This is a genomic window from Microbacterium sp. NPDC076911 (genome assembly GCF_040687125.1).
Lineage (GTDB): Bacteria > Actinomycetota > Actinomycetes > Actinomycetales > Microbacteriaceae > Microbacterium.
In genome coordinates this window covers 51,804-76,889 of the sequence record NZ_JBFBMP010000009.1, presented here as the reverse complement: position 1 = coordinate 76,889, position 25,086 = coordinate 51,804, and the positions used below count along the sequence as shown (strand labels likewise).

23 protein-coding genes are annotated in these 25,086 nt (G+C 61.8%); all 23 read left to right on the top strand.

Going from position 1 to position 25,086, the window contains the following annotated elements:
* Window positions 1–117 precede the first annotated feature (117 nt).
* The 23 genes from AB0O81_RS13425 to rplO all read left to right on the top strand — a co-directional run bounded on the left by AB0O81_RS13425 (window position 118) and on the right by rplO (window position 25,005).
* Complete coding sequence (locus AB0O81_RS13425) at window positions 118–4,860, top strand: hypothetical protein (protein ID WP_363585076.1); 4,743 nt, start codon at window positions 118–120, stop codon at window positions 4,858–4,860.
* 369 nt (window positions 4,861–5,229) lie between these two features.
* Window positions 5,230–6,546 (top strand): hypothetical protein, encoded by a 1,317-nt coding sequence (locus AB0O81_RS13420; protein WP_363585075.1) that lies wholly within the window; start codon window positions 5,230–5,232, stop codon window positions 6,544–6,546.
* A 280-nt stretch (window positions 6,547–6,826) separates the two neighbouring features.
* Entirely contained in the window at window positions 6,827–14,827 is an 8,001-nt protein-coding gene (locus AB0O81_RS13415; RefSeq protein ID WP_363585073.1) for a DUF5979 domain-containing protein, read from the top strand.
* A 481-nt stretch (window positions 14,828–15,308) separates the two neighbouring features.
* The gene (rpsJ, locus tag AB0O81_RS13410) at window positions 15,309–15,617 is read left to right on the top strand and encodes a 30S ribosomal protein S10 (protein ID WP_013584016.1); all 309 of its coding nucleotides are present in this window, start codon (window positions 15,309–15,311) and stop codon (window positions 15,615–15,617) included.
* A gap of 8 nt (window positions 15,618–15,625) precedes the next feature.
* Window positions 15,626–16,285 carry a 50S ribosomal protein L3 gene (gene rplC, locus AB0O81_RS13405; RefSeq protein ID WP_363585071.1) on the top strand — a complete coding sequence of 220 codons (660 nt, stop codon included), beginning with the start codon at window positions 15,626–15,628 and terminating at the stop codon, window positions 16,283–16,285.
* Between the two features lie 4 nt (window positions 16,286–16,289).
* Window positions 16,290–16,952: a 50S ribosomal protein L4 gene (gene rplD / locus AB0O81_RS13400; protein WP_337339008.1), complete on the top strand. Its 663-nt coding sequence runs from the start codon at window positions 16,290–16,292 to the stop codon at window positions 16,950–16,952.
* Window positions 16,949–17,248, top strand: a complete 300-nt coding sequence (gene rplW / locus AB0O81_RS13395; RefSeq protein ID WP_337339009.1) for a 50S ribosomal protein L23 — start codon at window positions 16,949–16,951, stop codon at window positions 17,246–17,248. The genes rplD and rplW overlap by 4 nt, the downstream gene beginning before the upstream one ends.
* Before the next feature lie 24 nt (window positions 17,249–17,272).
* Window positions 17,273–18,112, top strand: coding sequence for a 50S ribosomal protein L2 (gene rplB / locus AB0O81_RS13390; RefSeq protein WP_337339010.1), 840 nt, complete (start codon window positions 17,273–17,275; stop codon window positions 18,110–18,112).
* 12 nt (window positions 18,113–18,124) lie between these two features.
* Complete coding sequence (rpsS, locus tag AB0O81_RS13385; protein WP_337339011.1) at window positions 18,125–18,406, top strand: 30S ribosomal protein S19; 282 nt, start codon at window positions 18,125–18,127, stop codon at window positions 18,404–18,406.
* A gap of 25 nt (window positions 18,407–18,431) precedes the next feature.
* Window positions 18,432–18,827 carry a 50S ribosomal protein L22 gene (gene rplV / locus AB0O81_RS13380; RefSeq protein ID WP_337339012.1) on the top strand — a complete coding sequence of 132 codons (396 nt, stop codon included), beginning with the start codon at window positions 18,432–18,434 and terminating at the stop codon, window positions 18,825–18,827.
* Entirely contained in the window at window positions 18,827–19,588 is a 762-nt protein-coding gene (gene rpsC / locus AB0O81_RS13375; protein ID WP_337339013.1) for a 30S ribosomal protein S3, read from the top strand. Before rplV ends, rpsC begins: the two co-directional genes overlap by 1 nt.
* Window positions 19,588–20,007: a 50S ribosomal protein L16 gene (gene rplP, locus AB0O81_RS13370; protein WP_363585067.1), complete on the top strand. Its 420-nt coding sequence runs from the start codon at window positions 19,588–19,590 to the stop codon at window positions 20,005–20,007. Before rpsC ends, rplP begins: the two co-directional genes overlap by 1 nt.
* Window positions 20,007–20,321 (top strand): 50S ribosomal protein L29, encoded by a 315-nt coding sequence (gene rpmC / locus AB0O81_RS13365; RefSeq protein WP_337339014.1) that lies wholly within the window; start codon window positions 20,007–20,009, stop codon window positions 20,319–20,321. Before rplP ends, rpmC begins: the two co-directional genes overlap by 1 nt.
* Before the next feature lie 128 nt (window positions 20,322–20,449).
* Window positions 20,450–20,716 (top strand): 30S ribosomal protein S17, encoded by a 267-nt coding sequence (gene rpsQ, locus AB0O81_RS13360; RefSeq protein ID WP_363585080.1) that lies wholly within the window; start codon window positions 20,450–20,452, stop codon window positions 20,714–20,716.
* A gap of 34 nt (window positions 20,717–20,750) precedes the next feature.
* On the top strand, window positions 20,751–21,119 hold the full coding sequence (gene rplN, locus AB0O81_RS13355) for a 50S ribosomal protein L14 (RefSeq protein ID WP_337339015.1): 369 nt from the start codon (window positions 20,751–20,753) through the stop codon (window positions 21,117–21,119).
* Window positions 21,120–21,121: 2 nt separating this feature from the next.
* Entirely contained in the window at window positions 21,122–21,481 is a 360-nt protein-coding gene (rplX, locus tag AB0O81_RS13350) for a 50S ribosomal protein L24 (RefSeq protein WP_363585064.1), read from the top strand.
* The gene (gene rplE / locus AB0O81_RS13345) at window positions 21,481–22,071 is read left to right on the top strand and encodes a 50S ribosomal protein L5 (RefSeq protein ID WP_337339017.1); all 591 of its coding nucleotides are present in this window, start codon (window positions 21,481–21,483) and stop codon (window positions 22,069–22,071) included. The genes rplX and rplE overlap by 1 nt, the downstream gene beginning before the upstream one ends.
* A gap of 109 nt (window positions 22,072–22,180) precedes the next feature.
* Window positions 22,181–22,579 (top strand): 30S ribosomal protein S8, encoded by a 399-nt coding sequence (gene rpsH / locus AB0O81_RS13340; protein ID WP_337339018.1) that lies wholly within the window; start codon window positions 22,181–22,183, stop codon window positions 22,577–22,579.
* 6 nt (window positions 22,580–22,585) lie between these two features.
* Window positions 22,586–23,122 (top strand): 50S ribosomal protein L6, encoded by a 537-nt coding sequence (gene rplF / locus AB0O81_RS13335; RefSeq protein ID WP_363585061.1) that lies wholly within the window; start codon window positions 22,586–22,588, stop codon window positions 23,120–23,122.
* Window positions 23,123–23,124: 2 nt separating this feature from the next.
* Window positions 23,125–23,484: a 50S ribosomal protein L18 gene (gene rplR, locus AB0O81_RS13330; RefSeq protein WP_363585059.1), complete on the top strand. Its 360-nt coding sequence runs from the start codon at window positions 23,125–23,127 to the stop codon at window positions 23,482–23,484.
* Window positions 23,481–24,206: a 30S ribosomal protein S5 gene (gene rpsE, locus AB0O81_RS13325; RefSeq protein ID WP_337339021.1), complete on the top strand. Its 726-nt coding sequence runs from the start codon at window positions 23,481–23,483 to the stop codon at window positions 24,204–24,206. The genes rplR and rpsE overlap by 4 nt, the downstream gene beginning before the upstream one ends.
* Window positions 24,206–24,391 (top strand): 50S ribosomal protein L30, encoded by a 186-nt coding sequence (gene rpmD, locus AB0O81_RS13320; protein WP_363585057.1) that lies wholly within the window; start codon window positions 24,206–24,208, stop codon window positions 24,389–24,391. The genes rpsE and rpmD overlap by 1 nt, the downstream gene beginning before the upstream one ends.
* Window positions 24,391–25,005, top strand: a complete 615-nt coding sequence (gene rplO, locus AB0O81_RS13315) for a 50S ribosomal protein L15 (RefSeq protein WP_363585055.1) — start codon at window positions 24,391–24,393, stop codon at window positions 25,003–25,005. Before rpmD ends, rplO begins: the two co-directional genes overlap by 1 nt.
* Window positions 25,006–25,086: the final 81 nt, after the last annotated feature.

Sequence of the window (25,086 nt, the reverse complement as noted above, 5' to 3'; positions counted from 1 at the left end):
TGAACTCTTCCGAATACCTCATCATGATCAATTATTCCGATCTCGCCACCCTCGCGGGAAGCGGACAGGAGTCAACCAAACCTTCAGCAGACCCTGGTTCCCGCGAACACAATCGCGGTGCGGCCGAACCATGACTACACGATCTCGGAATCGTCATTGGATGGCTACGAGCAGGTCAAGCTCCAACAGTTGATCGGCGGCGTGTGGACCGATGTCGGCGGCTGGACCGTGAGCATTCCAGAGCGCTCCACGGGAAACTATCGAATCGTCAACGACGACGTCGCGCCCACTCTGACGCTCGTCAAACGGGTCGACAATCAGAGCGGACTTGGCACCCAGCTCGCGACCGAATGGACGCTAGTCGCCGCAGAGAGCGGTGAGGCCGCGGTCATCGACGCAACCGGAACGACTTCGGATGGCGGCGTCACCGCAACAACCGCTACGGTCGCCGTCGAAGCCGGCGTGGCCTACGAGCTGTCAGAGAACGGCCCAGACGGCTACGACGCCAGCGCGTGGGTCTGTGACGACGGAACAGTCGTCGACGGCGTAGTGACGCTCGCGTTGGACGAACACGCTGTCTGCACGATCACGAACACCGCCAAGCAAGCGACGGGGTACCACGAGAAAGAAATCGTAAGCACGACTCAGGCGGCAGATGGCACATGGACGATCGTCTATGACGTCACCGTGTACAACACCTCTGAGGCATCCACTCTGATCTATGACCTGGATGACACCCTTCGATTCGGATCGGGCATCGCTGTGTCGAGCGCTAGCTGGGTCGGTCCTGCCGGTGGCGGCGCTGTTGATTTCGAATCAGAGTGGCAGACTCCGCTTGCCGCAAACGCGTCACTTCCGCAAAACGATGACGGCAACGCGCAAGCGGTTTACACCGTAACGGTCACGGCAACGATCGCCGAGTTCCCGGCAGGGAACGACACCTGGCAGTCATGTGCGAACCCGATGGGCAGCGTTGATGGCGGCTTCCTCAATGAGGCTTCCTTGACCATCGGCGACTCAGAAACGGATGAGTACGCGTGTTCGGCGCCTTCGTTCCCGACAATCTCGAAGACGGGACAACTATCCGTGCAGGATGCAGACACGGGCGAGTGGACGGTGTCGTGGGAGATCGTGGTCACCAACCCGGGAGATCTGCCGGTTGACGCGTCGGTAACTGATGTTCTTCCTGAGGCTCCGGCTAATTGGACGCTCGTAGGTACCGAGTGGGCGGTGGTCAATGGTGCTGATACTCCGGCGGTGAACCTCTCGCTCGCTCCCGATGCTTCGCCCCAGCTGATCTGGGAGTCCACTGACGTGGCCTCATTGCTTCCTGCGGGCCAGACCTACACCTTCGTGGTGTCGGGCACGCTGAAGGCATCGGCAGAGGCAACATCGATTGGCTCGTGTGACCCGCAAACAGGCACCGGTGGGCTCATCAACACGGCCACCATCAGTTCAGGTGCGGCGACAGCGAACGATACGGGCTGCGTTGAGACCGAAACTGTTCCCGCCACCCCGTTGAAGTCAGTCCTTAGCACTGAACAGCTTGCTGACGGCACCTGGCAGGTCACCTATCTCGTCACCGTCAAGAACGAGACCGACCTGGTCGCGACGTACGATCTCTCCGACGCACCGCTGCTCGACGGCACCCTTATCGTGCCCGTCGCTGCCCGGTGGGCGACCAGCGACAACGCTGGAGTGCCGACCGGCGCCTGGACCAGCTTCGATGCGGCTAGCGGCACGGAAATCATCGCTGACCGAGTGCTGGTCGCCGGAGGCGTCGACTACTACGTTGTCGAGGTGAGTGCGGACGTCACTGAAGCTGCATGGGAAGACGGCGCTATCACGATGTGCGCCGCGGAAGGCTCGCTCGAGGAAGGTGGGTTCCTGAATTCGGTGACGCTGACCTCCAACGGCGACAGTGACACAGCAGACGCCTGCTCGAGCCCGGCACTTCCCACGGTGGAGAAGACGGGGGTGAGCGCGATGCAGAACCCAGATAACCCAGACGCCTGGATTGTCACCTACGAAGTGACGGTGAGCCCCAGCGGGTACGCCACGTTCTACACCTTGAACGACGAGCCCGGATTCGCCAATGGTCTGACGCTTGGCACGGGAACAGCGCAACGCGCGGGTGACGACACTGTGTACCCGATCGCGGCGGGAGCTTCCTTCCCCGCAGAGCCGGTGGCGCTTGGCGCAACTGATGAGCACAACTGGACGGTGACGTGGAATGCCACAGTTACCGCGGAGGTGCCTGTCTCGGACCGTGTGTGCAACAGCGATATCGGCGCGGGCAATGGCCTGTACAACCACGTTGACCTCTTGGTGGCCGACAGCGTCGTCGACGAGAGTGAGGCATGCATCCCGGTCGCCGAGCGCGTGTACCCCTCGATTGACAAGACGGTGGCGTCGATTCAGCAAGACGCCGAGACCGGCAAGTGGACCGTGACCTACAACGTCGTTGCGACGATGCCCGCCGATGGCGAGTTGAACCCCGAAGGTCTTTCTGCCAGGTACGACCTCACCGACGAACTCATGTTCGGCGGAGATATCTCGGTTGACAGTGCAACCTGGCGATTTGAAGATGGCGACGAGAATCCGTTTGCTACCGACGGCCGCGCGGTGCTCGCGGATGCGAAGACGATACCGGCCGGTGCGACACACACCTACACGGTGACAGCCGTGGCTGATGTCGCCGCTGAAGCGATCGAGGCAGGCACGACAATGTGTTACCCCGATAGCTCAGATCCTGCTGGCGGTTTCTTGAACACGGCGACACTGTCGACGATCGGGCAGACGACCATGGTCGACGCGTGCGCAGAGCCGGTCTTCCCTGAGATCTACAAGATCGGAAGCGTCAGCACCCAGAACGAGAACGGTTCCTGGAACATCTCGTACGACGTGACGGTCAGCTATCCAGAAACGGATGCAGATCCGCTGCCGTCGCCCGTAGGGTTCACCCTCACCGACGAGCCGGTTCTTCCGGCCGGTGTGACGCTGGCCGATGGCGAGTCGTGGACGGCAACAGCGACTGACGGCGGACCGCTGGACAACGGCACATGGAACGGCGATGGCACCTGGACGCTCGTAGAAGCGGGCGAGTTGGTTGTCGATGGCGAGCAGTTCCCCTCGTACACCTACGAGGTCAGCGCCGTGGTCGACGTGGTGTCGTCTGACGAGCAGGTACTTGAAGCCTGCGGTGATATCTACAGGCACGGCATCGTGATCTGGAACGACGCGACCGTGACTTCTGGCGCCTACGAAGATACCGACGACGGCTGCACGGTCGTTCACGTTGACGATGTGGGCATCGCGAAGACGTCTGAGCTGCCTGATGGTGAGACCTCGGTCGCGCCGGGGGACGTGTTCGACTACGTGCTCACAGTGACCAACTACGGCACGCGAACTGCCTATGGCCTGAAGGTCACGGATGATGACCTCAATGACCGTCTCGAGATCATCGGCCTAGATGTTGAGGGCGCCAGCTGGAGCCCGAGCCCCGGCTACGAAGGCAACGTTGTCGACCTCACGCTCGACTCCTTGGGTGTGGGCGAGTCGGCCACGGTCACCCTGACCGTCGAGTTCCTTCCCTACGAAGTGACTTCGCCGCTCCCGCACGTCATTCACGGCGACGCGACGCCCGAGGTGCCAACGCCGCTCGAGTCGCTTGATAACACGGCGTGTGTCGAGTTGACCGGGGTAGTTGAGGACGAGCAATTCAACGGGCCCGACATCAACGATTCGAACAACTGCGACGACGAGAACATCCCGACACGAGACGTCGTGGCGTCGGTCTACACGAGTTGTGTGAACGAAGCTGCATTGCTCGGTTGGACGGTGTCAAAGTCTGAGCTGCTCATTTCGGAGCCGATCGACTTCGTGTGGATGCCGACCAACGGCGACGTAACTCCGGAAACGTCACCCGCGCAGGTCGCGATGACGCAAGCCGGCGGAACGTCAACCTGGTCGGACGAGATTCCCTGGCCGGGTGCGGAGTTCAATCCCGCGGGCATCTCCATCGACTACCCGGGATGGCGCGCCATCGAGCGTTCTGATCTCGCTGGCGATGGACAGTACTACCTGCCCGGAACGACGACGATCATGACGCCCGAAGAACAGGCCCAGAACGTGTTCAACGGTCTGATCCTTGACCCGAGCGAGCTCGATTTCGCATGGCGCGGACTGACCACCGGCACGTTCAGCGTGAACCCCGAGGTGATGTTCACGACCGAGTACCCGGCGGCAACGCCCGAGTGTGCAGTCGCTCGTCACACCGAGGTTGAGGTCGAGAAGACCGCCAGTGTTGACAAGAGCGAACCTGGTGAGTCGTTCACCTACGACATCGCGGTAGCGAATGTCAGCACGGACGCAGCGGCTGAGGGTGTTGTCGTGACCGACTCGATCCCCGCAGACCTGAAGATCACTGATGTGAGCTGGCCAGGCGAAGGTGACAACACGACGTTCCCTTACTGGGAAACGTGTGAAGTGTCGGGTGCTGATAGCGCTGGCTACGGCGGATCACTCGAGTGCGTACTCACCGGGCCCCTGCAGCCGCTGAACAGTGACAACGGTGGTCCGTCGAGCGCACCGACGATCACGCTGACCGCCCTGGTCAACGCTTCGTCGACCGCGAGCGTCATCACCAACGTCGCGATTGTGGATTACCACACCTTCGGCGACCCGGAAGATTTGGGTAGCGACAGCGACGATACGGTGGTGCTGCTTTCGGCGTTGCCGGTAACCGGTGGTGGCCCGCTGGCCACGATCGTGATGCTGGGGTTGTTGGCTCTGCTCGGTGGGGGCCTGACAGTTCTCGTCGTTCGTCGTCGCCGCAACCACGCGAAGCTGCTGCTCTAGTCGTGTGAGAGGAGCGTCGTCCCCGCGGTCGCTCCTCTCACCGCGCGCCACGCGCGCAAAAAGCTCCCCTCGTGGCCGGCCGCGAGGGGAGCTTTCTCTCTAAGGATCGGGTGCCTGGCAGCGGCGAAAATCTGCATCGGCAGAGCCATCTGCGGCATAGGCTCAGGTTCCCCTAAGTATTGACTTGATCAGCGCTATTTCGTGGTGAGCGCCCGAGATTTGCTGGCTATCGTTGCCCGCGAACACGTGTTCACGCGGCGACCCGAAGCGTCGTGAATTCAGATGGGGTGTCGCTGTGGCATGGGGATGCTGCAGCGAAAAGCAACCTGTCGAACTTGGTGCGCTGTGCACCGTCTGGGGAGGATCACCGTGCGTCACTTGCGTACCGCGCTCGCAACGACACTTGCGCTCGCACTCGTTCTCGGCTCAAGCGCGGGTGCCGTAACCGCCGCGTCTGCAGATCAGGGTGTGCAGCCGCAGGATACGACGGCCTTCGTCTCGTCAGGCGCGAGCGCTATGAATCCCATTCAGTACCTCACCTGTGACGAGATCACGGTCGATTACCGCCGCGGGTTAGTGAATGGCGATCACATCAACCTTGAGTACCGCGCGAGCGGCGAAGCATCCACCACTCAGGTGAATGCTTTTGTCGACCTGAACATCGCTGGGGGCTACAACAACCTCGGCCTGCGTTTCTCGGACGGCACCACACGCCCGCTCACCGAAGTCGAAGTTGTCTCGGGCGTGATCACCTTCGATTACCCCGCATACATGGGCACGATCACTGGCTTCACGGTGACCTTCGTGCAGACGAACTCCACCGATACCTGGCCGATGCTCGAGTGCGAGCCCGCGACCCCGACACCCACCCCGACCCCGACGCCCACCCCGACCCCAACAGCAACGCCCACCCCGACGCCCAATCCCACACCGGTCCCGACTTACATCGACCTGGGCATCGAGAAAACTCATTCCGACCTCGAACAAGACATCGTGGAGCACGGCACTGAGTTCAGCTACTTTCTCACCGTGACGAACCACGGCACCGCCGCCGCGGCAGCGGCGGTCATCACAGACGAGGTTCCTGAGGGGCTGATCGTCCGGTCGGTGCTCGTGCCTGCGGGGTGGTCCAGTGAAATCGACGAGAACGTGGTCACCGTCAGCGACGTTGCCCTTGATGCGTCGACAAGCGGCACGGTTGAAATCAAGGTGCAAGTCAAAGCAAGTCCTGACTACACCGCAAGCGCCATCGGCGATGTCGCGGTCGGCCCTGATCCGTCACTGATCTTTTCGGGCACCTTCACGAATGAGGCATGCGTGAGCGCGCCCCTCGATACGAACCCCAGCAACGACTGCGACTCGGTCGTTGTCGTTCACGCGGCGGTCGGTTCAAGCGTGCAGGTGCGCTGTCCGGAGTGCGAACCTGTGAGCAGCACCGACACCACCGATGTCTCAGCCAGCACCATCACGAACACCGCTGAGCAGTGTGGGGCTGACGCAGATGGCGATGGCGAAGTTGTGGCGTGCAACGAAGACAGTGCCTCAGGCGCGATCGTGCAACCACTCGCTGTGACAGGCGGTCAGACTCCAACGTCTGTCGGCCTCGCGGCACTCGCCGCGCTGCTTGCCGGCCCAACGCTAATGGCCGTTTCAAAGATGCGCCGCCGAGCCAGCGTCACGAGCTAGCGGGGAGCGGCATAGGCGCGCCAGAAGTGGCGTTCTAGCCGAGTAGGGTTGATCAGCCAGCGGCAGTGGCCCTCAGCGGTTGTTTGCTCAGTTTTTCCTCACGACCTCAGTTTTTCCTCACGACCTCAGTTTTACCCAAAGACTTCTTGCTCGTTTTTGTGCGAGCGGTGAACGCGTTTAGCGTAGCCATCGGGTAGACCGGCGATGCCGTGTGTCGCCTTTTCTGGGGAGATAAGAACGACGAGTTTGCGCTCGCTCGTTCGCGAGGTTGGGGAACCGCGTGATCAACATCGAAGCCGATGGCAATAAGACGCTGCGCAAAATTCGCGCGGGTGTGGCAACGCTAGTAAGCGCCGCTCTGGTATCTGCGGGACTCGTGGTGGGCATAGCGCCTGCCTCGGCAGCCGGCGACATCGACGGATCAGTTTCTGGAGTGGTTTTCCAAGACTTCGCCAGCACCGGCTGGTACTCCGAAGGCAACGCCTCCGCGGGAGTCGTGCGAAACCGTCCGGTCGCTGGCGTCACGGCTACTGCCTACGATGCCGACGGCGATGTTGTGGGCACTGGCGTCAGCGATGATGACGGCGAATACGCCATCGATGTGATCGGCGCGCGTTCTGACGATCTTCGAGTCGAGTTTTCAGGCTGGGATGCTCTCGGGCGAGGTTTCGAGCCGGGCTTCGCAGCGAACGGCACGCCCCCCACTGGTGTCGATATCGAAGGCGACAACAACACGAGCGTGCAGTTCGTGATGCTGGGCGACACGAGCGTAGATCTCAGCCTGGTGATCCCCGATCAGGTCGTTCAAGAAAACGCGCCCATTGCAACGGCGATTCAGTACCCCGGCGATCCGGCAGCGGAGGGCAACTTCTCTCAGGGGTTGGCGTCGCTCGTCGCTCAGCCGTGGTCAGATGAAGGCTCGTCCGATGACGACAATTGGCCGTTCGCCCGGCAAACGCTCGGCACCTTCGAGGAGACGGGCTCAATTTGGGGCACGGCATACATTCGTGACGGCAACATGATGCTCGCCTCGGCATCGCTCAAGCGCATGGCTGGCATGAAGGAAGACAACGGCGATCCACAGCTCGGTGGCATCTACCGTGTTCTCGACGTACTCGATCCCGATGGCAATGTGACCGAAGGTGCTGGCGTCGAGCAGTGGTTTGATGTTTCAGATCTTGGCGTTCAAAATGGTGCGGGCACGGTCGATCTCGGCTCTATCGAAACGAACGCTGACCGCGGTCTGGACCTCAACAACACTCCTGCAAAAGACATCGACGCGTTCACGAACGCTGCCCGCGCAGGCATCGGTGGCATCGCCACCACGGTAGACAGCTCGACGTTGTTCGTGACCAACCTGAATGATCGATCGATCTATGGCATCGACATCCAGAACGCGTACGACAACGCCAGCTTCACCCCCTCACAGGCGGTGAAGATCGAATCCGGCTTGCTCGACAACCAACAGCTTTGGGCTCTCAGTGTGTACGGTGAGCGCCTGTACATGGGATACGTCGACACCGGTTCACGGCCAGGGGTGTCTGCCGAAGACGCCGGGATGATGGGGTATGTCGTCTCCACCCCGGTCTCGGCGCTTCAGGTTGCGGTTTCATCGGGATCGACGGGTGTGGTTGATCCCGAATGGCGAGAGGAACTCACGTTCGACTTGGGATACACCAAGGGCTCGAACGTCGAGAACTGGCCTGCTCGTCGCACCAGCAACGGCGCACCGATCGAGACCTGCCCAAGTAACGGAAACGCCGCGGGCCCCCTCCAAGACCAGGCCGACCAACTGCAGCAGTGGAACTCGTGGACCGACAGCTGGTCTTGGGACAGCAACGGCGATCCTGTCAACACCGACAACCCCTTCGCCTCGGCAGTTACGAACAACGGCGGCACCGTTGGCCTCGCTGCGGAGTGCAAGTGGGGAACGGGTTGGCTGCATTCGTACGCTCAGCCGATCCTCTCGGGCATCACGTTCGACATTGATGGCTACATGATCGTGGGTCTGACCGACCGCACGGCGCTGCAGAGCGGTAACCGCAACTATGCCGCGGTGACTGTCCCGACTACGGGGCGCTACTGGGAGTCCGTAATCAACGGTGACACTCTTATCGCTTCTCCCGCAGCGTTGGGCGACAACGGCACCGGCGATTGCGCGTCGACGGGCCAGTTCCGTCTCGAATGCGACGGCACGGTAGGCGAGCGTGGCCCTCGAACGACTTCTGAGGGCGACCCCTCACAAGAAGCCACGTATGACAACGGCCAGGGGCCGCTCACCGGAGAATTTCTCAACGATCGTCAGAACCTCGGCACCGGAACCACCCACAACGAGGTGACGATGGGCTCGGTGGTCACCTACCCGGGCGTGGATGAGATTGCAAGCACGGCGATGGACCCGTTGAGCGGCATCAATCGCAATGGGCTGCTCTGGTTCGACCAGAACAATGGTGTTGCCACTCGTGGCTTTGACCAAGTCTGCGCAACCCTTGACCCCGACGACCCGACGTTGTGCGACGACGGGGAAGTGAACTCGAGCACTGTGCTTGTGCCGACCTTCCAAAAGGGAGGCGGGCTCGGGTCGGTAGCGTTGCTCGGGGTTGCCTCGCCGATCGAGATCGGCAACCGTGTCTGGTACGACGCGGATCTCAATGGGCGCCAAGACGCAGACGAGCCCGGCATCAACGGTGCGATCGTCGAACTCTGGTCGGCCGACGAGAACGGCGTTGCAGAGGAGCTGATTGGCGAGCGCACCACAGCATCCGTAAACGGCCGGGCGGGAACCTACTATTTCCGCAGCGACGATCCTGACATTCAGTACGACTCGAATGCGCCAGACGAGCCAGCGTTTGTGCCAGGAAGCGCGGGCAACCCGGCAGAGTACGTGCTCATCTTCAAGCCGGGTTCAACCTTGGCGCTTGAAGGCGCCAACGCCGACCACGCCGGCTTCGCTGATATGGCCTGGGATGACATTCAGCTCACCACTTCTGGTGTGACTTCGACGGCAACGACCGGCAACTACAGCGGCGCGACTGGCACAACGAACGATTCGGACCCCGTCCCATCCGCCGTTTCGCGAGTTGCATCGCCCACCGGCTCGTCGACCGGACAGGTTTCTATCACCGTCGGTGGTCCGGGTGAGAACGATCACACCTATGACGCGGGCTACTTCGGTGTCAGCACTTATGAGATTGAGAAAACCTTTGATGTGCCCGAAGGGGTCGTCGTTGACGACGACTTCAAGTTCACGATCGAAGTCGACTCCGCCAACAACTTCCGTGGCTCAGACCGCATCGACGCGACCGGCAACGAGAGCACAGCGCTGCCCGGCGATCCTAAGGTCACGGAGCTTGAGTTCACCCTCGAGAAGGATGGCGTCGACGGCGACTGGGTTGCTGTCTCGTCGCAGTCGCTGCCGTATGGCTACGAGCTCACCTTTTCTGAGACCGGTGACGGCCTCGATGAGGGCGGCACTGGCGGCACTGTCACCTTCATCCCTCCCAACGGCGATGATTCGTCGACCGGTCGACTGGTGATCTCGCCGAAAACCGGCGAACTCGTGCCCCGAGTGACAGTGGAAAACGCCTACGGTGGATTCACGCTGGCCAAAGCGCTCGCCGACGGTGAGAACGTGCCTAGCTCTACAACGTTCGACGTGACTTACAGCTATGCGCTGCCTGGAGCCGAGGCGGTCGGTCCTGTTACAACTACGCTCACACCGGGCGCAGGTCCGATCAGGCCCGTCACAGAACCGCTGCCCTATGGCACCAGCGTTACCGTCTGCGAACCGGCGCCCAGCGTTACCGGTTGGAACTTCGACGAAGCAACGTGGACGGTGAACGGCGACGCGCTCACCGCCAATGATGACGGCTGCGTGACGTTCGAGATCGACGGTGAATCACAAGATCTTGACTTTGTGGTCACGAATGCGTTCGATCGCATCACCGGCGGCTTCACTATTGCCAAGGCGCGCGCCGAAGGCGAGCCGTTGCCAGACGCAACCTTCTCGTTCCAGTACAAAGTCGGCGAGGACGGCACACCCGTCAATCTCGGCCCGATCGCGGCTGGCGACACTGTCGACACGGCCAGCACCATCGTTTACGGCTCTGACGTGTGGGTGCGTGAGAATACGCCGGCCGATACCGACAATGTGTCGTGGGACGACGTTGTATGGAGCGGCACACCGACGGATTGGACCGAGCAAAGCGCGGGCTGGTACTCCTTCGAGTTCTTGCCTCCCGTCGACCTCACTCTGACCGCCACCAACAAGGCAGTCGAGCAGTACGGTTCGTTCCAAGTCACCAAGACCGTGCAGGTCAGCGAAGACGGCGGCGAGCCAGACGTTGCGGGCAAGACGTTCGATCTGGAGTACCGCACCAGCGTTGATGACGGTGAGACGTGGTCTGACCCGACGACGAAGTTTGAGCTTGCCGCCGATGAGGCCAGTGATACTTTTGGCGGCCTCGCCCTGGGCACCCTGGTGCAGGTTCGTGAGATTCAGCCAGCAAACACACCCGGCGTGAGCTGGGGAACGCCCACGTGGACCGTCGGCGGAGACGACGCGACGACCGTCGATGGCTGGACGCAGTTCACCATCACCGCGTCCGACATCAACGAGACGGTCGCGCTTTCCGTTGTCAACACGGCCACCGAGACCTACGGCTCCTTCACGCTGCAAAAGGCGCTGGATGGAACTGGTTCGGCTCTGGTGGGCGACAAGGCCTACCCGGTCGACGTGAAGATCGGTGACGCGGATGCGGAGCGCATCGAACTGGCCGGCGACGGCACCGTGTGGGAGGGCCCCGAAGACCTTGAGATCGGAACGATCGTCAAGGTCAAAGAGGTCACCCCGTTGCCCGAAGTTGACGGCGTCGAATGGGGCACCCCGACGTGGGCTGCGGCTGCCGGAACGGCGATCACTATTGACAATGATGGGTGGACCGTCTTCGAGATCACCAGCGACGCAGCGTCTGCTGCGTTGACCGTCACCAACTACCCAACTCAGCTGTTCGGGGGCTTCACCGTCGCCAAAACGCTGACGGTGAACGGTGACCCCGCTATCGTTCCATCCACGACTGAGTACTCGGTCGTCTACCAAATCGATGACGAAGATCCCGTCACGCTGAAGCTGACCGCGGGTGAGACATCCGCCCTCGTGGGCGAATTGCCCTTCGGCACAGTCGTGACTGTCGGCGAAGCAGAGTTGCCTGAAATCGCGGGGGTGGAATGGGGAACGCCAACCTGGACGATCAACGGCGCTTCGCAGACTCCCGATGCTGACGGGCAAGTGAGCTTCACCATTGAGTCAGAGACCACCGTCGAGTTCTCGGTAGCGAATACCGCGACCCAGCTCTTCGGCCAGTTCCAGGTCGAGAAGACCGTGACGGGCACCGGGGCAGACATGGTTCCCGACGACGCCGAGTTCACATTCGAATACACGCTCGGCGACGGTGATGCTCAGCAGCTCACCGCCACAATCTTCGAAGCATCAGAGGTCATCGCAAATCTGCCGTTCGGCACTGTCGTGTCGATCACAGAGATCGGGTTTCCCGAGATCGCTGGTATCGAGTGGGGTGAACAGACGTGGTCGCTCGGTGACGAAGAAGCCGAACAGCCCGTGAGCTTCACGATCGACGGCACCACGCTGGTTTCCGTTGCCGTTGAGAACACCGCCACGCAGATCTTCGGTTCGTTCGACGTGACCAAAGAGCTCACCGGTGATGGCGCAGATCGAGTGCCAGAAGACGCGAGCTTCGTCGTCGAATACAGCACCGACGAAGGCGCAACGTGGATTCCACTTGACCCGATCACCATGTCGAGCCTGACCGTCGCTGGTCCGGATCTGCTGGTGGGCACCAACGTTCTGCTGCGCGAGGTTGCCCCGGGCGACGGCATCGACTACGCCTGGCAAGACCCCGTCTTCACGGTGGATGACGCCGAGCAGGGCGCCACGGCTTCGTTCACGATCGCCGAGAAAGACCAAGAGATCGCCGTCTTGTTGAACAACCCTGCCCTAGCGTCAAACGGTACGTTCACCGTCACCAAAGCGGTGGAGGGCTTCGAACTCACCGACCCCGAGATGGCAGAACTCACGTTCACCGTGAACTGGTCGGGCGGCGACAGGTCAGGAGCGATCGAGCTCAACCAGGCTGGTGCGTGGACGGGTGGTCCCGGCGAGTTGCCGTTCCCCGTTGGCACTCAGATCACCCTCACCGAAGCTGAGGTGACGGGACTTGACCCCAACGTTCGCTTCGATGACTACGAGTGGGCTGAGGGCCCCGGCATCACCGTTTCGGGCGATGGTCAGACGGCCACGCTCACGGTGAGCGAGGGCGACCCGGCGGCACTGTTGGTGACCAACTCGTTCACCGAACTGTTCGGTGACTTCGCGGTTGAGAAGGTCGTTGACGGGCCGTTCGAGCTCAACAGTGATGAGCTGAAAGACCTGACGTTCGAGGTGAACTACTCAGCATCCAATGATCAAACAGGGGTTCTCTACCTCAACGCTGCGGGGGAGTGGGCGGCAACTGGCCCGGCGCTGCCGACCGGCACTACCGTTGCGCTCACCGAGGTTGCGGTCGATCAAGACACGCTCGCTCCGAACGTGCAATGGGATGGCTACACCTGGCTGGACGCAGAGGGTGTCACCGTGAGTGAGGATGGCTCGACGGCCACGATCACGATCGGTGACGACACCACTGTGCAACTGCAGCTGGAGAACAGCTTTTCTGAGCTCACCGGTTCGTTCGCGGTGCAGAAGCTCGTGGACGGCGACTTTGAGCTGACCAGTCCCGAGCTCTCAGGGCTGACCTTCGAGGTGGAGTACACCGCGAGCAATGGCGCGTCGGGATCACTCGAGATGAACTCGAGCAACGGCTGGTCTGCAGCTGGTCCTGATCTTCCGCGCGGTGTCGAGGTGACGCTCACCGAGACGCCGCCGGCTGACCTGCCGCCGAGCGTTGAGTGGACGGGATACACCTGGATCGCTGGCGACGGCATCTCGGTGTCAGAAGACGGCCTCACCGCGACGATCGTCATCTCAGACGGCGATCCGGTTCGGCTCTCGGTGCAGAACTCGTTCGACGAGTTGACCGGAACGTTTGATGTGACGAAGGTCGTCGAAGGTGACTTCGAACTGACCGATCCGGCACTGTCGGGTCTCGCCTTCACCGTTCCCTACACCGCTTCCAACGGCGTCGACGGCGAGCTCACCCTCGACATCAACGGTGGGTGGTCGGCCACACCCGACACCACGTTCCCGGTGGGCACCGTTGTCACCTTGACGGAAGCAGACGTCGACGGCTTGCCGGGATATGTGCAGTGGGACGGCTACTCGTGGCTTGCGGGCGCGGGATATGCGGTCAGCGAAGACGGGCGCACTGCCACGTTGACGATCACCGAGGGCGATGTGAGCGCGCAGCTACAGCTTGAGAACGAGTTCTCAGAGTTGCTGGGTGGCTTCACCCTGACGAAGAGCGTCTCAGGAGACGCTGACGAGCGCGTTCCCGACGACTTCGAGTTCGTCGCGGAGTACTCGCTTGACGATGGTGAAACCTGGACAGCGCTTCCGGCGATGACCAAGGCTGCACCGACAGTTGATGGCCCGAGCGATCTTCGCCTGGGAAGTGACGTCTGGATCCGAGAGATCGCTCCCGAGCCCATCACCGGAGTCGGCTGGGGTCAGCCAGTATTCTCGGGCCTCGGCGTAGTGCCGGGCGAAGGCGATGTGGCGGCCTCGTTCGTGATCGATTCGACCGACACGATGCTCGATGTCTTGCTCACGAACCCGACGACACCGCTCGACGTAGGGGGCACAGGAGAAGAAACCGGACAGTTCATGCTGACCAAGAAGATCACTGGCGCAGGCTCATCCCTCGTCACTGGTGATCCCTCCTTCATCGTGGGATACAGCTACGAGGGGCAGGAATCGTCTGGCGAACTGACGCTCAAGGCAGACGAGTTCGTCTCATCCGAGCCGATCCCTGAAGGAACGGTCGTCACCATCACCGAGGTCAAGCCCGTGGGCAACCTGGTCTCCGGTGCGGGATGGGGCAACCCCGTGTTGGTGCTCGAAAACGGAACGGTGCTCGCCAACGGATCGACGATCACTATTGAGCCAGACACAGTATTGAACCTGGTTCTCGAGAATCCGACCATTCCGCCACTGCCCGTCACTGGTGCCATGGGACTGTCGGCTTTCGTCGCGTGGGGTGCAGCGCTCTTGATGCTCGCTGGGCTCGGGATCTACATCGTCGCGCGTCGCCAGCGCATGTCGGAGTGATCTAGCCCATAAACACACGGCAGAGAATGGCTTGGGGCGAGAGCCCCAGGCCATTCGCTGCGTTCTGGCTCGGCGTGTCTGAGAACACGCCCAACAAACCAAGAATTAGACACGCCCGAGTTTGCGACACGCCCGGGCTGCACGTAGACTACTGAGGTTCCACATTCCGGCGCCCCTTTTAGGTGTGCGCCCGGATCACTACCAGGGCAGTGCATAGGCGGCGTCAACTTCTTAGAAGGTGCAGGGTCCTAGGCCGCGGGTAGTTAGAACATCCAAACCAAAACCCACCCAGAAATGGGCAGCGCGTTCGCGTGCGCAGACTTTGGTTCCGGATGCTGAGGCATCCGGATTGACATGAGAACAGTGGTGCAGCAAAACCAGTGAGAACTGGTGGAAGTGCCCATGGCGCAACAGCGTCACCGGGCGTCCAATGCCCCCGGCACCCCGGGTAGGTAAGACGCGTTAGAGAGAGAGACAGACAATGGCGGGACAGAAAATCCGCATTCGCCTGAAGTCGTACGACCACGCCGGTCTTGATTCATCGGCGCGCAAGATCGTCGACACCGTGACCCGTGCGGGCGCGACGGTAGTAGGCCCCGTGCCGCTGCCGACCGAGAAGAACGTCGTGTGCGTTATCCGGTCGCCCCACAAGTACAAGGACAGCCGCGAGCACTTCGAAATGCGCACCCACAAGCGCCTGATCGACATCATCGACCCGACGCCCAAGGCTGTCGACTCGCTTATGCGTCTCGACCTGCCGGCAGACGTCAACATCGAGATCAAGCTCTGAGGTTCGACATGGCTGACATCAACAACAAGACTTCCAAGGGTCTGCTCGGCACCAAGCTCGGCATGACTCAGGTTTGGGACGAGAGCGGCAAGCTCATCCCCGTGACTGTGATCGAAGTGGCCCCCAACGTGGTCACTCAGGTTCGCACGCCCGAGAAGGACGGCTACAAGGCTGTTCAGATCGCGTACGGCCAGATCGATCCCCGCAAGGTCAACAAGCCCCTGACGGCTCACTTTGAGGCTGCAGGCGTGACCCCGCGTCGCCACGTCACCGAGATCCGCACCGCGGATGCCGGCGACTACACCCTCGGCCAGGAGCTCACCGTTGACGGTGTGTTCGAGGCCGGCCAGCTGGTCGACGTTGTCGGCACCAGCAAGGGTAAGGGCACCGCGGGTGTTATGAAGCGTCACAACTTCAAGGGCATGGGCGCCTCGCACGGTGCTCACCGCAACCACCGCAAGCCTGGCTCGATCGGCGCATCGTCGACCCCGAGCCGCGTTTTCAAGGGCATGCGCATGGCCGGCCGTATGGGTGGCGAGCGCGTGACCGTTATGAACCTCAAGGTGCACGGCATCGACGTCGAGAAGGGTCTGCTGCTCGTCAAGGGCGCCGTCCCCGGCGCTCGTGGCCGCATCGTTTACGTCCGCAACGCAGTGAAGGGGGCTTGAGCACATGACTGACTCGACTCTCGCGCTCGACGTGCTGAAGGCAGATGGCAAGAAGGTTGGCTCGGTTGAGCTGCCCGCCGAAGTCTTCGACGTCAAGACGAACATTCCGCTGATCCACCAGGTCGTTGTCGCGCAGCTCGCGGCAGCTCGCCAGGGAACCCACTCGACCAAGCGTCGCGGTGAGGTCTCGGGTGCAGGTCGCAAGCCCTTCAAGCAGAAGGGAACCGGTAACGCCCGTCAGGGCTCGATCCGTGCGCCTCACATGACCGGTGGTGGCATTGTCCACGGCCCGAAGCCGCGCAACTACTCGCAGCGCACCCCCAAGAAGATGATCGCTGCTGCCCTTCTGGGTGCAATCAGCGACCGTGCTCGTGGTGGACGCCTGCACATCGTTGACTCCTTCGAGATCGACGGTGCGCCGTCGACCAAGGCCGCCGCAACCGTGCTTACCGGCTTCGGTGCTGTCAAGAACGTGCTGGTGGTCATCGACCGCGCAGACGAGCTGACCGTGAAGAGCGTGCGCAACCTTGCGTACGTGCACGTGCTGACGTCTGACCAGCTCAACGCATACGACGTGCTCGTCTCAGACGACATCGTCTTCACCAAGGCCGCTTACGACGCATTCGTTGCTTCGAAGGCTGGCGCTTCCGAGGAGGTCTCGGCATGACCGCCGTGAACAAAGACCCACGCGACATCATCCTGAAGCCGGTCGTTTCAGAGAAGAGCTACGGTCTCATCGACGAAGGCAAGTACACGTTCCTCGTGGACCCACGTGCCTCCAAGACTGAGATCAAGCTCGCTATCGAGAAGATCTTCGACGTCAAGGTTGCAGCGGTTAACACGCTCAACCGCGTCGGCAAGGCCCGTCGCACCCGCTTCGGCACGGGAAAGCGCAAGGACACCAAGCGCGCCATCGTGACCCTGAAGTCGGGCACCATTGACATCTTCACGGCTGTCGGCTGACGGTCGGAATAGAGGACTAGAGATATGGCTATTCGCAAGTACAAGCCCACGACCCCGGGTCGCCGCGGCTCGTCGGTGGCCGACTTCGCCGAGATCACACGATCGACGCCTGAGAAGTCGCTCCTCCGCCCGCTGTCAAAGACCGGTGGTCGCAACAACCAGGGTCGCATCACGACCCGTCACATTGGTGGTGGCCACAAGCGCCAGTACCGCGTGATCGACTTCCGTCGCAACGACAAAGACGGCGTCAACGCCAAGGTCGCTCACATTGAGTACGACCCCAACCGCACCGCACGCATCGCGCTCCTGCACTACTTCGACGGCGAGAAGCGATACATCATCGCGCCGAACAAGCTGGCTCAGGGCGACATCGTTGAGTCGGGCGCTGGCGCTGACATCAAGCCCGGCAACAACCTGCCGCTGCGCAACATCCCCACCGGTACCGTGATCCACGCGATCGAACTCCGCCCCGGCGGCGGTGCCAAGATGGCTCGTTCGGCTGGCACCTCGGTTCGCCTCGTGGCGAAAGAGGGCCCCTACGCTCAGCTGCGTCTCCCCTCGGGCGAGATTCGCAACGTTGATGCACGCTGCCGCGCGACGATCGGCGAGGTCGGCAACGCCGAGCAGTCGAACATCAACTGGGGCAAGGCCGGTCGTAACCGCTGGAAGGGCATCCGCCCGACCGTTCGTGGTGTTGCAATGAACCCCGTCGACCACCCGCACGGTGGTGGTGAGGGTAAGACCTCCGGTGGTCGTCACCCTGTTACGCCGTGGGGCCAGGCCGAAGGCCGTACCCGCCACGCGAACAAGGAAAGCGACAAGTACATTGTTCGCCGTCGCAACGCCGGCAAGAAGCGCAAGTAGGAGTAGAGGAAGATGCCACGCAGTCTTAAGAAGGGCCCCTTCGTCGACGAGCACCTGCTTCGCAAGGTTGTCTCGCAGAACGAATCCGGTTCGAAGAACGTCATCAAGACCTGGTCACGCCGCTCGATGATCGTCCCCGCAATGCTGGGTCACACGATCGCCGTGCACGACGGCCGCAAGCACATCCCCGTGTTTGTATCCGAGACCATGGTCGGCCACAAACTGGGCGAATTCGCGCCCACCCGCACCTTCCGCGGCCACGTGAAGGACGACAAGAAGGGCCGTCGCCGCTAACGCGGGGACGATAGAGGAGAGAGAAATGGTGGAGTCCATCGCACGCGTGCGACACATCCGCGTGACCCCTCAGAAGGCTCGTCGTGTCGTTGCGCTCGTAAAGGGCAAGCAGGCTCAGGAGGCCTTGGCCATCCTGAAGTTCGCTCCCCAGTCCGCGAGTGAGCCGATTTACAAGCTGGTCGAAGCTGCTATCGCGAACGCTCGCGTCAAGGCAGACAAGGACGGCGAGTACCTCGCTGAGGCAGACCTCTACATTGCTAACGCATACGTAGACGAGGGCACGACGCTCAAGCGTTTCCGCCCCCGTGCACAGGGTCGCGCCTTCCAGATCAAGAAGCGCACCAGCCACATCACGGTTGTGCTTTCGACCCCCGAGGTTGCTGAAGCAGCCCCCGTCCAGACCAAGAAGGCGAGCAAGTAATGGGCCAGAAGGTAAACCCGTACGGCTTCCGCCTGGGAATCACCACCGACCACGTGTCGCGTTGGTTCTCGGACTCGACGAAGCCGGGTCAGCGTTACGCAGACTACGTAGCTGAGGACATCAAGATCCGCAAGCTGCTGCAGACCCAGCTCGACCGAGCCGGCGTCAGCAACATCGAAATCGAGCGCACCCGTGACCGCGTTCGCGTCGACATTCACACCGCCCGCCCGGGCATCGTGATCGGTCGCCGTGGCGCCGAGGCTGAGCGCATCCGCGCTGACCTCGAGAAGCTCTCGGGCAAGCAGATCCAGCTGAACATCCTCGAGGTGAAGAACCCCGAGGCTGACGCACAGCTCGTTGCACAGGGAATCGCCGAGCAGCTTTCTGCTCGTGTCGCCTTCCGTCGCGCAATGCGCAAGGGCCTGCAGGGCGCTCAGCGCGCTGGCGCCAAGGGTATTCGTATTCAGGTCTCCGGCCGCCTCGGCGGCGCCGAGATGAGCCGTTCGGAGTTCTACCGCGAAGGCCGTGTGCCCCTGCACACGCTTCGTGCGAACATCGACTACGGCTTCTACGAGGCAAAGACCACCTTCGGCCGCATTGGCGTGAAGGTTTGGATCTACAAGGGCGACCTCACCAACAAGGAACTCGCTCGCGAGCAGGCAAACGCTCCGAAGGCACCCCGTGGTCGCGATGACCGCGGTGGCGACCGTCGTCGCGCCCCTCGCACCGAGGCCCCCGTCGCAGAAGGAGCGTCAGCCTGATGCTTATTCCCCGTAAGGTCAAGTACCGCAAGCAGCACCACCCCGGCCGTTCCGGCCAGGCATCTGGTGGCACCAAGGTCAGCTTTGGTGAGTACGGTATCCAGGCCCTCACCCCGGCATACGTGACCAACCGTCAGATCGAGTCCGCTCGTATCGCGATGACGCGTCACATCAAGCGTGGTGGAAAGGTGTGGATCAACATCTACCCCGACCGTCCGCTTACCAAGAAGCCTGCTGAAACCCGCATGGGTTCCGGTAAGGGTTCGCCGGAATGGTGGGTCGCAAACGTCAAGCCGGGTCGCGTTCTCTTCGAGGTCGCTGGCGTCGATGAGACACTCGCTCGCGAGGCTCTGACCCGTGCAATTCACAAGCTGCCCCTTAAGGCACGCATCATCAAGCGCGAGGAGGGCGACGCGTAATGGCGATCGGCACCAAGACGCTCGCACCGAGCGAGCTCGATACGTTCGAAGACCAGCGCCTCGTTGAGGAGCTGCGCAAGGCCAAGGAAGAGCTGTTCAACCTGCGCTTCCAGTCGGCCACCGGCCAGCTCGAGAGCCACGGTCGCATTCGTGCGGTCAAGCGCGACATCGCGCGGCTCTACACCGTGATCCACGAGCGCGAGCTTGGCATTCGTGCCACGCCCGCTCCTGTTGAGGTTGCGACGAAGGCGAAGAAGACGAAGGCCAAGAAGGCGGATGCCGCTGACAAGGCCGTGAAGGAAGAGGCCGAGTAATGGCTGAGACCACTGAGAAAAAGGCCCCTGCCAAGAAGGCTGCGGCCAAGAAGCCTGCCGCTGCTAAGGCAGCCGAGGTCGAGACCCCCACGGTCGTTGCGGCAGGTCACGAGAGCAGCGAGCACGACGTGCGCGATGCTGCAGCTCGTGGCTACCGCAAGTCGCGTCGTGGTTTCGTCACCAGCGACAAGATGGACAAGACCATCGTTGTTGAGGTCGAAGACCGCGTGAAGCACCCGCTTTACGGCAAGGTCATCCGCCGCACCTCGAAGGTCAAGGTTCACGATGAGGCCAACTCGGCCGGCATCGGTGACCTCGTCCTGATCAACGAGACCCGTCCGCTCAGCGCCACGAAGCGCTGGCGTCTGGTCGAGATCCTCGAGAAGGCCAAGTAGGCCCTCGGCTTACTTGGAACCCAAGGAGTAACAAGTGATTCAGCAGGAATCCCGCATCAAGGTTGCCGATAACACCGGCGCCAAGGTCTTGCTCACGATCCGTGTGCTTGGTGGCTCGCAGCGTCGGTACGCCGGCATTGGAGACATCATCGTCGCAACGGTCAAGGACGCAATTCCGGGCGGAAACGTCAAGAAGGGCGACGTCGTGAAGGCGGTTGTCGTCCGTACCGTTAAAGAGACCCGTCGTCCCGACGGCTCCTATATCAAGTTCGACGAGAACGCCGCCGTCATCCTGAAGACCGACGGGGAGCCTCGCGGCACCCGCATCTTCGGACCGGTCGGTCGCGAGCTTCGTGACAAGAAGTTCATGAAGATCGTCTCGCTCGCCCCGGAGGTCATTTGATCATGGCGAACATCAAAAAGGGCGACCTGGTTCAGGTCATCACCGGTAAGAAGCAGGACAAGGGCGGCGACCGAGGCAAGCAGGGCAAAGTCCTGGATGTCTTGATCGACCAGAACCGCGTGATTGTGGAGGGCGTCAACTACGTCACCAAGCACAACCGCGTGGGCCAGTCCCAGCGAGGCACCAAGACGGGCGGCATCGAAACGATGGAAGCCCCGATCCACATTTCCAACGTCGCAGTCGTAGACCCCTCGACCAAGAAGCCGACCCGCGTCGGCCACCGCGTCGAGGAGCAGACGAAGGACGGCGTAAAGCGCACCGTTCGGGTTCGCTACGCAAAGACGTCAGGTAAGGACCTCTGATGACCACCACCGCTGCCGCGCCGGCTGGCAAGATCCAGCCGCGCCTGAAGCAGAAGTACAAGTCCGAGATTCAGCAGGCAATGCAGGAAGAGTTCGGTTACACGAACGTCATGCAGATTCCTGGCCTGGTCAAGGTAGTCGTTAACACCGGCGTCGGCGAGGCAGCTCGCGACTCCAAGGTGATCGATGGTGCGGTCGAAGACCTCACCAAGATCACCGGTCAGAAGCCGGTTGTCACGAAGGCTCGCAAGTCCATCGCACAGTTCAAGCTGCGTGAAGGTCAGGCCATCGGCGCACACGTCACCCTCCGTGGTGACCGTGCGTGGGAATTCGTTGACCGTCTCGTCAACCTCGCTCTGCCCCGTATCCGCGACTTCCGCGGCCTCTCGGGCAAGCAGTTCGACGGCACCGGAAACTACACCTTCGGTCTTCAGGAGCAGTCAGTGTTCCACGAGATCGACCAGGACAAGATCGACCGTGTCCGCGGATTCGACATCACGATCGTGACGTCGGCGAAGACGGATGACGAGGGCCGCGCACTTCTGCGTCACCTCGGCTTCCCGTTCCGCTCCGAGGACGCACAGGCCTAGTCATACCCCGGTCCCTCACCGCGTTCAGGCGCGGTGAGGGACCACCCCACCACAGGTCGACGTCTGCGAAACAGGCGGCGAAACCTGGTGAACAAAGGAAACAATCCACATGACAATGACAGACCCGGTCGCAGATATGCTGACCCGTCTGCGCAACGCGAACTCGGCGCACCACGAATCTGTGTCGTTGCCGAGCTCCAAGCTCAAGACTCACATTGCAGAAATCCTCGAGCGCGAGGGCTACATCGGTAGCTGGGAGACCAGTGACGCACGCGTCGGCCAGACTCTCACGCTGACGCTCAAGTACGGTCCGAACCGCGAGCGGTCGATTGCCGGCATCAAGCGCGTCTCCAAGCCCGGCCTCCGTGTATACGCGAAGTCGAACGAGATCCCCACGGTTCTCGGTGGCCTCGGCGTCGCCATCCTTTCCACCTCCTCCGGTCTTCTCACTGACCGTCAGGCCGAGCAGAAAGGTGTAGGTGGGGAAGTCCTCGCCTACGTTTGGTGACCTAATATGTCGCGTATTGGACGTCTTCCCATCGACATTCCCGCCGGCGTGACCATCGAGGTCGAAGGCCAGGATGTCGTAGTAAAGGGCCCGAAGGGTGAGCTGAGTCTCACCGTTTCGAACCCCATCCGTGTCAAGCTCGAAGAGGGACAGATCGTTGTCTCTCGCCCCGATGACGAGCGCGAATCGCGTTCGCTGCACGGCTTGACCCGCACGCTCATCAACAACAACATCATCGGCGTCACCCAGGGTTACACCAAGGGCCTCGAGGTTGTTGGTACGGGTTACCGTGTTGCTCAGAAGGGCAGCTCGGTTGAGTTCGCTCTTGGCTTCTCGCACCCCGTGCTGATCGAGCCGCCCGCAGGCATCACCCTCACGGTCGAAGGCAACAACAAGCTCACCGTGAGCGGCATCGACAAGCAGGCCGTCGGTGAGGCAGCTGCCAACATCCGTAAGATCCGCAAGCCTGAGCCCTACAAGGGCAAGGGTGTGCGCTACGCCGGCGAAGTTGTCCGGCGCAAGGCCGGAAAGGCTGGTAAGTAATCATGGCTGTGAAGTCGAAGTCAGTCGCACGTTCGCGTCGCCACGCCCGCCTTCGCAAGAAGGTCGTCGGCACCGCCGTGCGTCCCCGCCTGGTCGTAAACCGTTCATCGCGTCACGTATTCGTGCAGCTCGTAGACGACAGCCAGGGTCACACCGTGGCCTCGGCGTCGACGCTCGAAGCCGATCTTCGTGATTTCGAGGGCGACAAGACCGCCAAGGCTCGCAAGGTTGGCGAACTCGTCGCCGAGCGTGCCAAGGCTGCTGGCGTCTCTGACGCCGTTTTCGACCGCGGTGGCAACCGCTACGCGGGACGTGTCGCGGCAATCGCCGACGGCGCCCGCGAGGGAGGTCTGAACCTGTGAGCGAAGCAACGAACAACAACAAGGTGGAGTCCGAAGTGACCGAGCAGGAAAAAACTGCCGCCGCTGAAGCACCCGCCGCCGCTGAGGCCACGGCTGTTGCCGAGGCACCGGCCGAGCGTGAGCGCGAGCCGCGTCGCGGTGGCCGTGAGCGCAACCAGAACCAGCGTGACCGTGGCGGTCGCGACGACAAGAGCCAGTTCCTGGAGCGTGTCGTCACGATCAACCGTGTGTCGAAGGTCGTCAAGGGTGGTCGTCGCTTCAGCTTCACCGCACTCGTCGTCGTCGGTGACGGTAACGGTCTCGTCGGCGTTGGTTACGGCAAGGCACGCGAAGTTCCCCTGGCAATTGCCAAGGGTGTTGAAGAGGCCAAGCGCAACTTCTTCCGCGTTCCCCGCGTCGGTGTGACCATTCCTCACCCCGTCCAGGGTGAAGCAGCTGCCGGTGTGGTGCTCTTGCGCCCCGCGTCGGGTGGTACCGGTGTTATCGCCGGTGGTCCCGTGCGTGCCGTGCTTGAGTGCGCTGGTATTCACGACGTGCTGTCGAAGTCGCTCGGTTCATCGAACACGATCAACATCGTCCACGCGACGGTCGCGGCCCTGAAGCAGCTTGAGGAGCCTCGTGCGGTTGCCGCTCGTCGTGGCCTTGAGTTCGACCAGGTCGCTCCTGCGCGTCTCGTCCGTGCCGAGGCTGACGCCGCGGCCGCTGCGAAGGTAGGTGCCTGATGGCCGCGCGTCTCAAGGTCACACAGATCAAGTCCAAGGTAAGCGAGAAGCAGAACCAGCGTGACACGCTGCGTTCGCTCGGTTTGAAGCGGATCAACGACTCCGTCGTTCGTCCCGACGACGCGCAGACGCGCGGTTACGTCAACACCGTCGCGCACCTCGTCAAGGTTGAGGAGATCGACTAATGGCTGACAAGGCTGAGAAGAACGAAGCCGTCGAGGCAGAGGCTAAGAAGGCTCCTGCTAAGAAGGCTCCCGCGAAGAAGGCGCCTGCAAAGGCTGACGCTGCTCCGGCAGCGGCTGCTAAGAAGGCTCCCGCGAAGAAGAAGGCTGCTCCGAAGGCAGATGCTCCGGCATCGCGCCCCGGTGTGCTGAAGGTTCACCACCTGCGTCCCGTACCGGGCTCGAACACGGCGAAGACCCGTGTCGGCCGCGGTGAGGGCTCGAAGGGCAAGACGGCAGGCCGTGGTACCAAGGGTCAGAAGGCTCGTTACCAGGTCAAGGCAGGCTTCGAGGGTGGGCAGATGCCTCTGCACATGCGCACCCCGAAGCTCCGCGGCTTCAAGAACCCGTTCCGCGTCGAGTACCAGGTTGTAAACCTGGAAAAGCTGGCGGAGCTCTACCCGAGTGGTGGCTCTGTCACCATCAGCGACCTGGTCGCCAAGGGTGCGGTTCGCAAAAACGAGAAGGTCAAGGTGCTTGGCACCGGCGACATCTCGGTGAAGCTGGAAGTGTCGGTCGACAAGGTCTCGGGTTCTGCCGAGCAGAAGATCGTCGCCGCTGGCGGTACCGTCAAGTAGCACTCACAATGGGGGCCGGAGCAATGCTCCGGCCCCCATTGGGTTACCCTGAATGCTGGTCGTCGTTTGCGCGACCGGCAT

Excerpts from the sequence above, each read along its gene's own strand:
- rpsJ (WP_013584016.1), top strand. The coding sequence starts at position 15,309 with ATGGCGGGACAGAAAATCCGCATTCGCCTGAAGTCGTACGACCACGCC.
- rplC (WP_363585071.1), top strand. The coding sequence starts at position 15,626 with ATGGCTGACATCAACAACAAGACTTCCAAGGGTCTGCTCGGCACCAAG.
- rplD (WP_337339008.1), top strand. The coding sequence starts at position 16,290 with ATGACTGACTCGACTCTCGCGCTCGACGTGCTGAAGGCAGATGGCAAG.
- rplW (WP_337339009.1), top strand. The coding sequence starts at position 16,949 with ATGACCGCCGTGAACAAAGACCCACGCGACATCATCCTGAAGCCGGTC.
- rplB (WP_337339010.1), top strand. The coding sequence starts at position 17,273 with ATGGCTATTCGCAAGTACAAGCCCACGACCCCGGGTCGCCGCGGCTCG.
- rpsS (WP_337339011.1), top strand. The coding sequence starts at position 18,125 with ATGCCACGCAGTCTTAAGAAGGGCCCCTTCGTCGACGAGCACCTGCTT.
- rplV (WP_337339012.1), top strand. The coding sequence starts at position 18,432 with ATGGTGGAGTCCATCGCACGCGTGCGACACATCCGCGTGACCCCTCAG.
- rpsC (WP_337339013.1), top strand. The coding sequence starts at position 18,827 with ATGGGCCAGAAGGTAAACCCGTACGGCTTCCGCCTGGGAATCACCACC.
- rplP (WP_363585067.1), top strand. The coding sequence starts at position 19,588 with ATGCTTATTCCCCGTAAGGTCAAGTACCGCAAGCAGCACCACCCCGGC.
- rpmC (WP_337339014.1), top strand. The coding sequence starts at position 20,007 with ATGGCGATCGGCACCAAGACGCTCGCACCGAGCGAGCTCGATACGTTC.
- rplX (WP_363585064.1), top strand. The coding sequence starts at position 21,122 with ATGGCGAACATCAAAAAGGGCGACCTGGTTCAGGTCATCACCGGTAAG.
- rplE (WP_337339017.1), top strand. The coding sequence starts at position 21,481 with ATGACCACCACCGCTGCCGCGCCGGCTGGCAAGATCCAGCCGCGCCTG.
- rpsH (WP_337339018.1), top strand. The coding sequence starts at position 22,181 with ATGACAATGACAGACCCGGTCGCAGATATGCTGACCCGTCTGCGCAAC.
- rplF (WP_363585061.1), top strand. The coding sequence starts at position 22,586 with ATGTCGCGTATTGGACGTCTTCCCATCGACATTCCCGCCGGCGTGACC.
- rplR (WP_363585059.1), top strand. The coding sequence starts at position 23,125 with ATGGCTGTGAAGTCGAAGTCAGTCGCACGTTCGCGTCGCCACGCCCGC.
- rpmD (WP_363585057.1), top strand. The coding sequence starts at position 24,206 with ATGGCCGCGCGTCTCAAGGTCACACAGATCAAGTCCAAGGTAAGCGAG.
- rplO (WP_363585055.1), top strand. The coding sequence starts at position 24,391 with ATGGCTGACAAGGCTGAGAAGAACGAAGCCGTCGAGGCAGAGGCTAAG.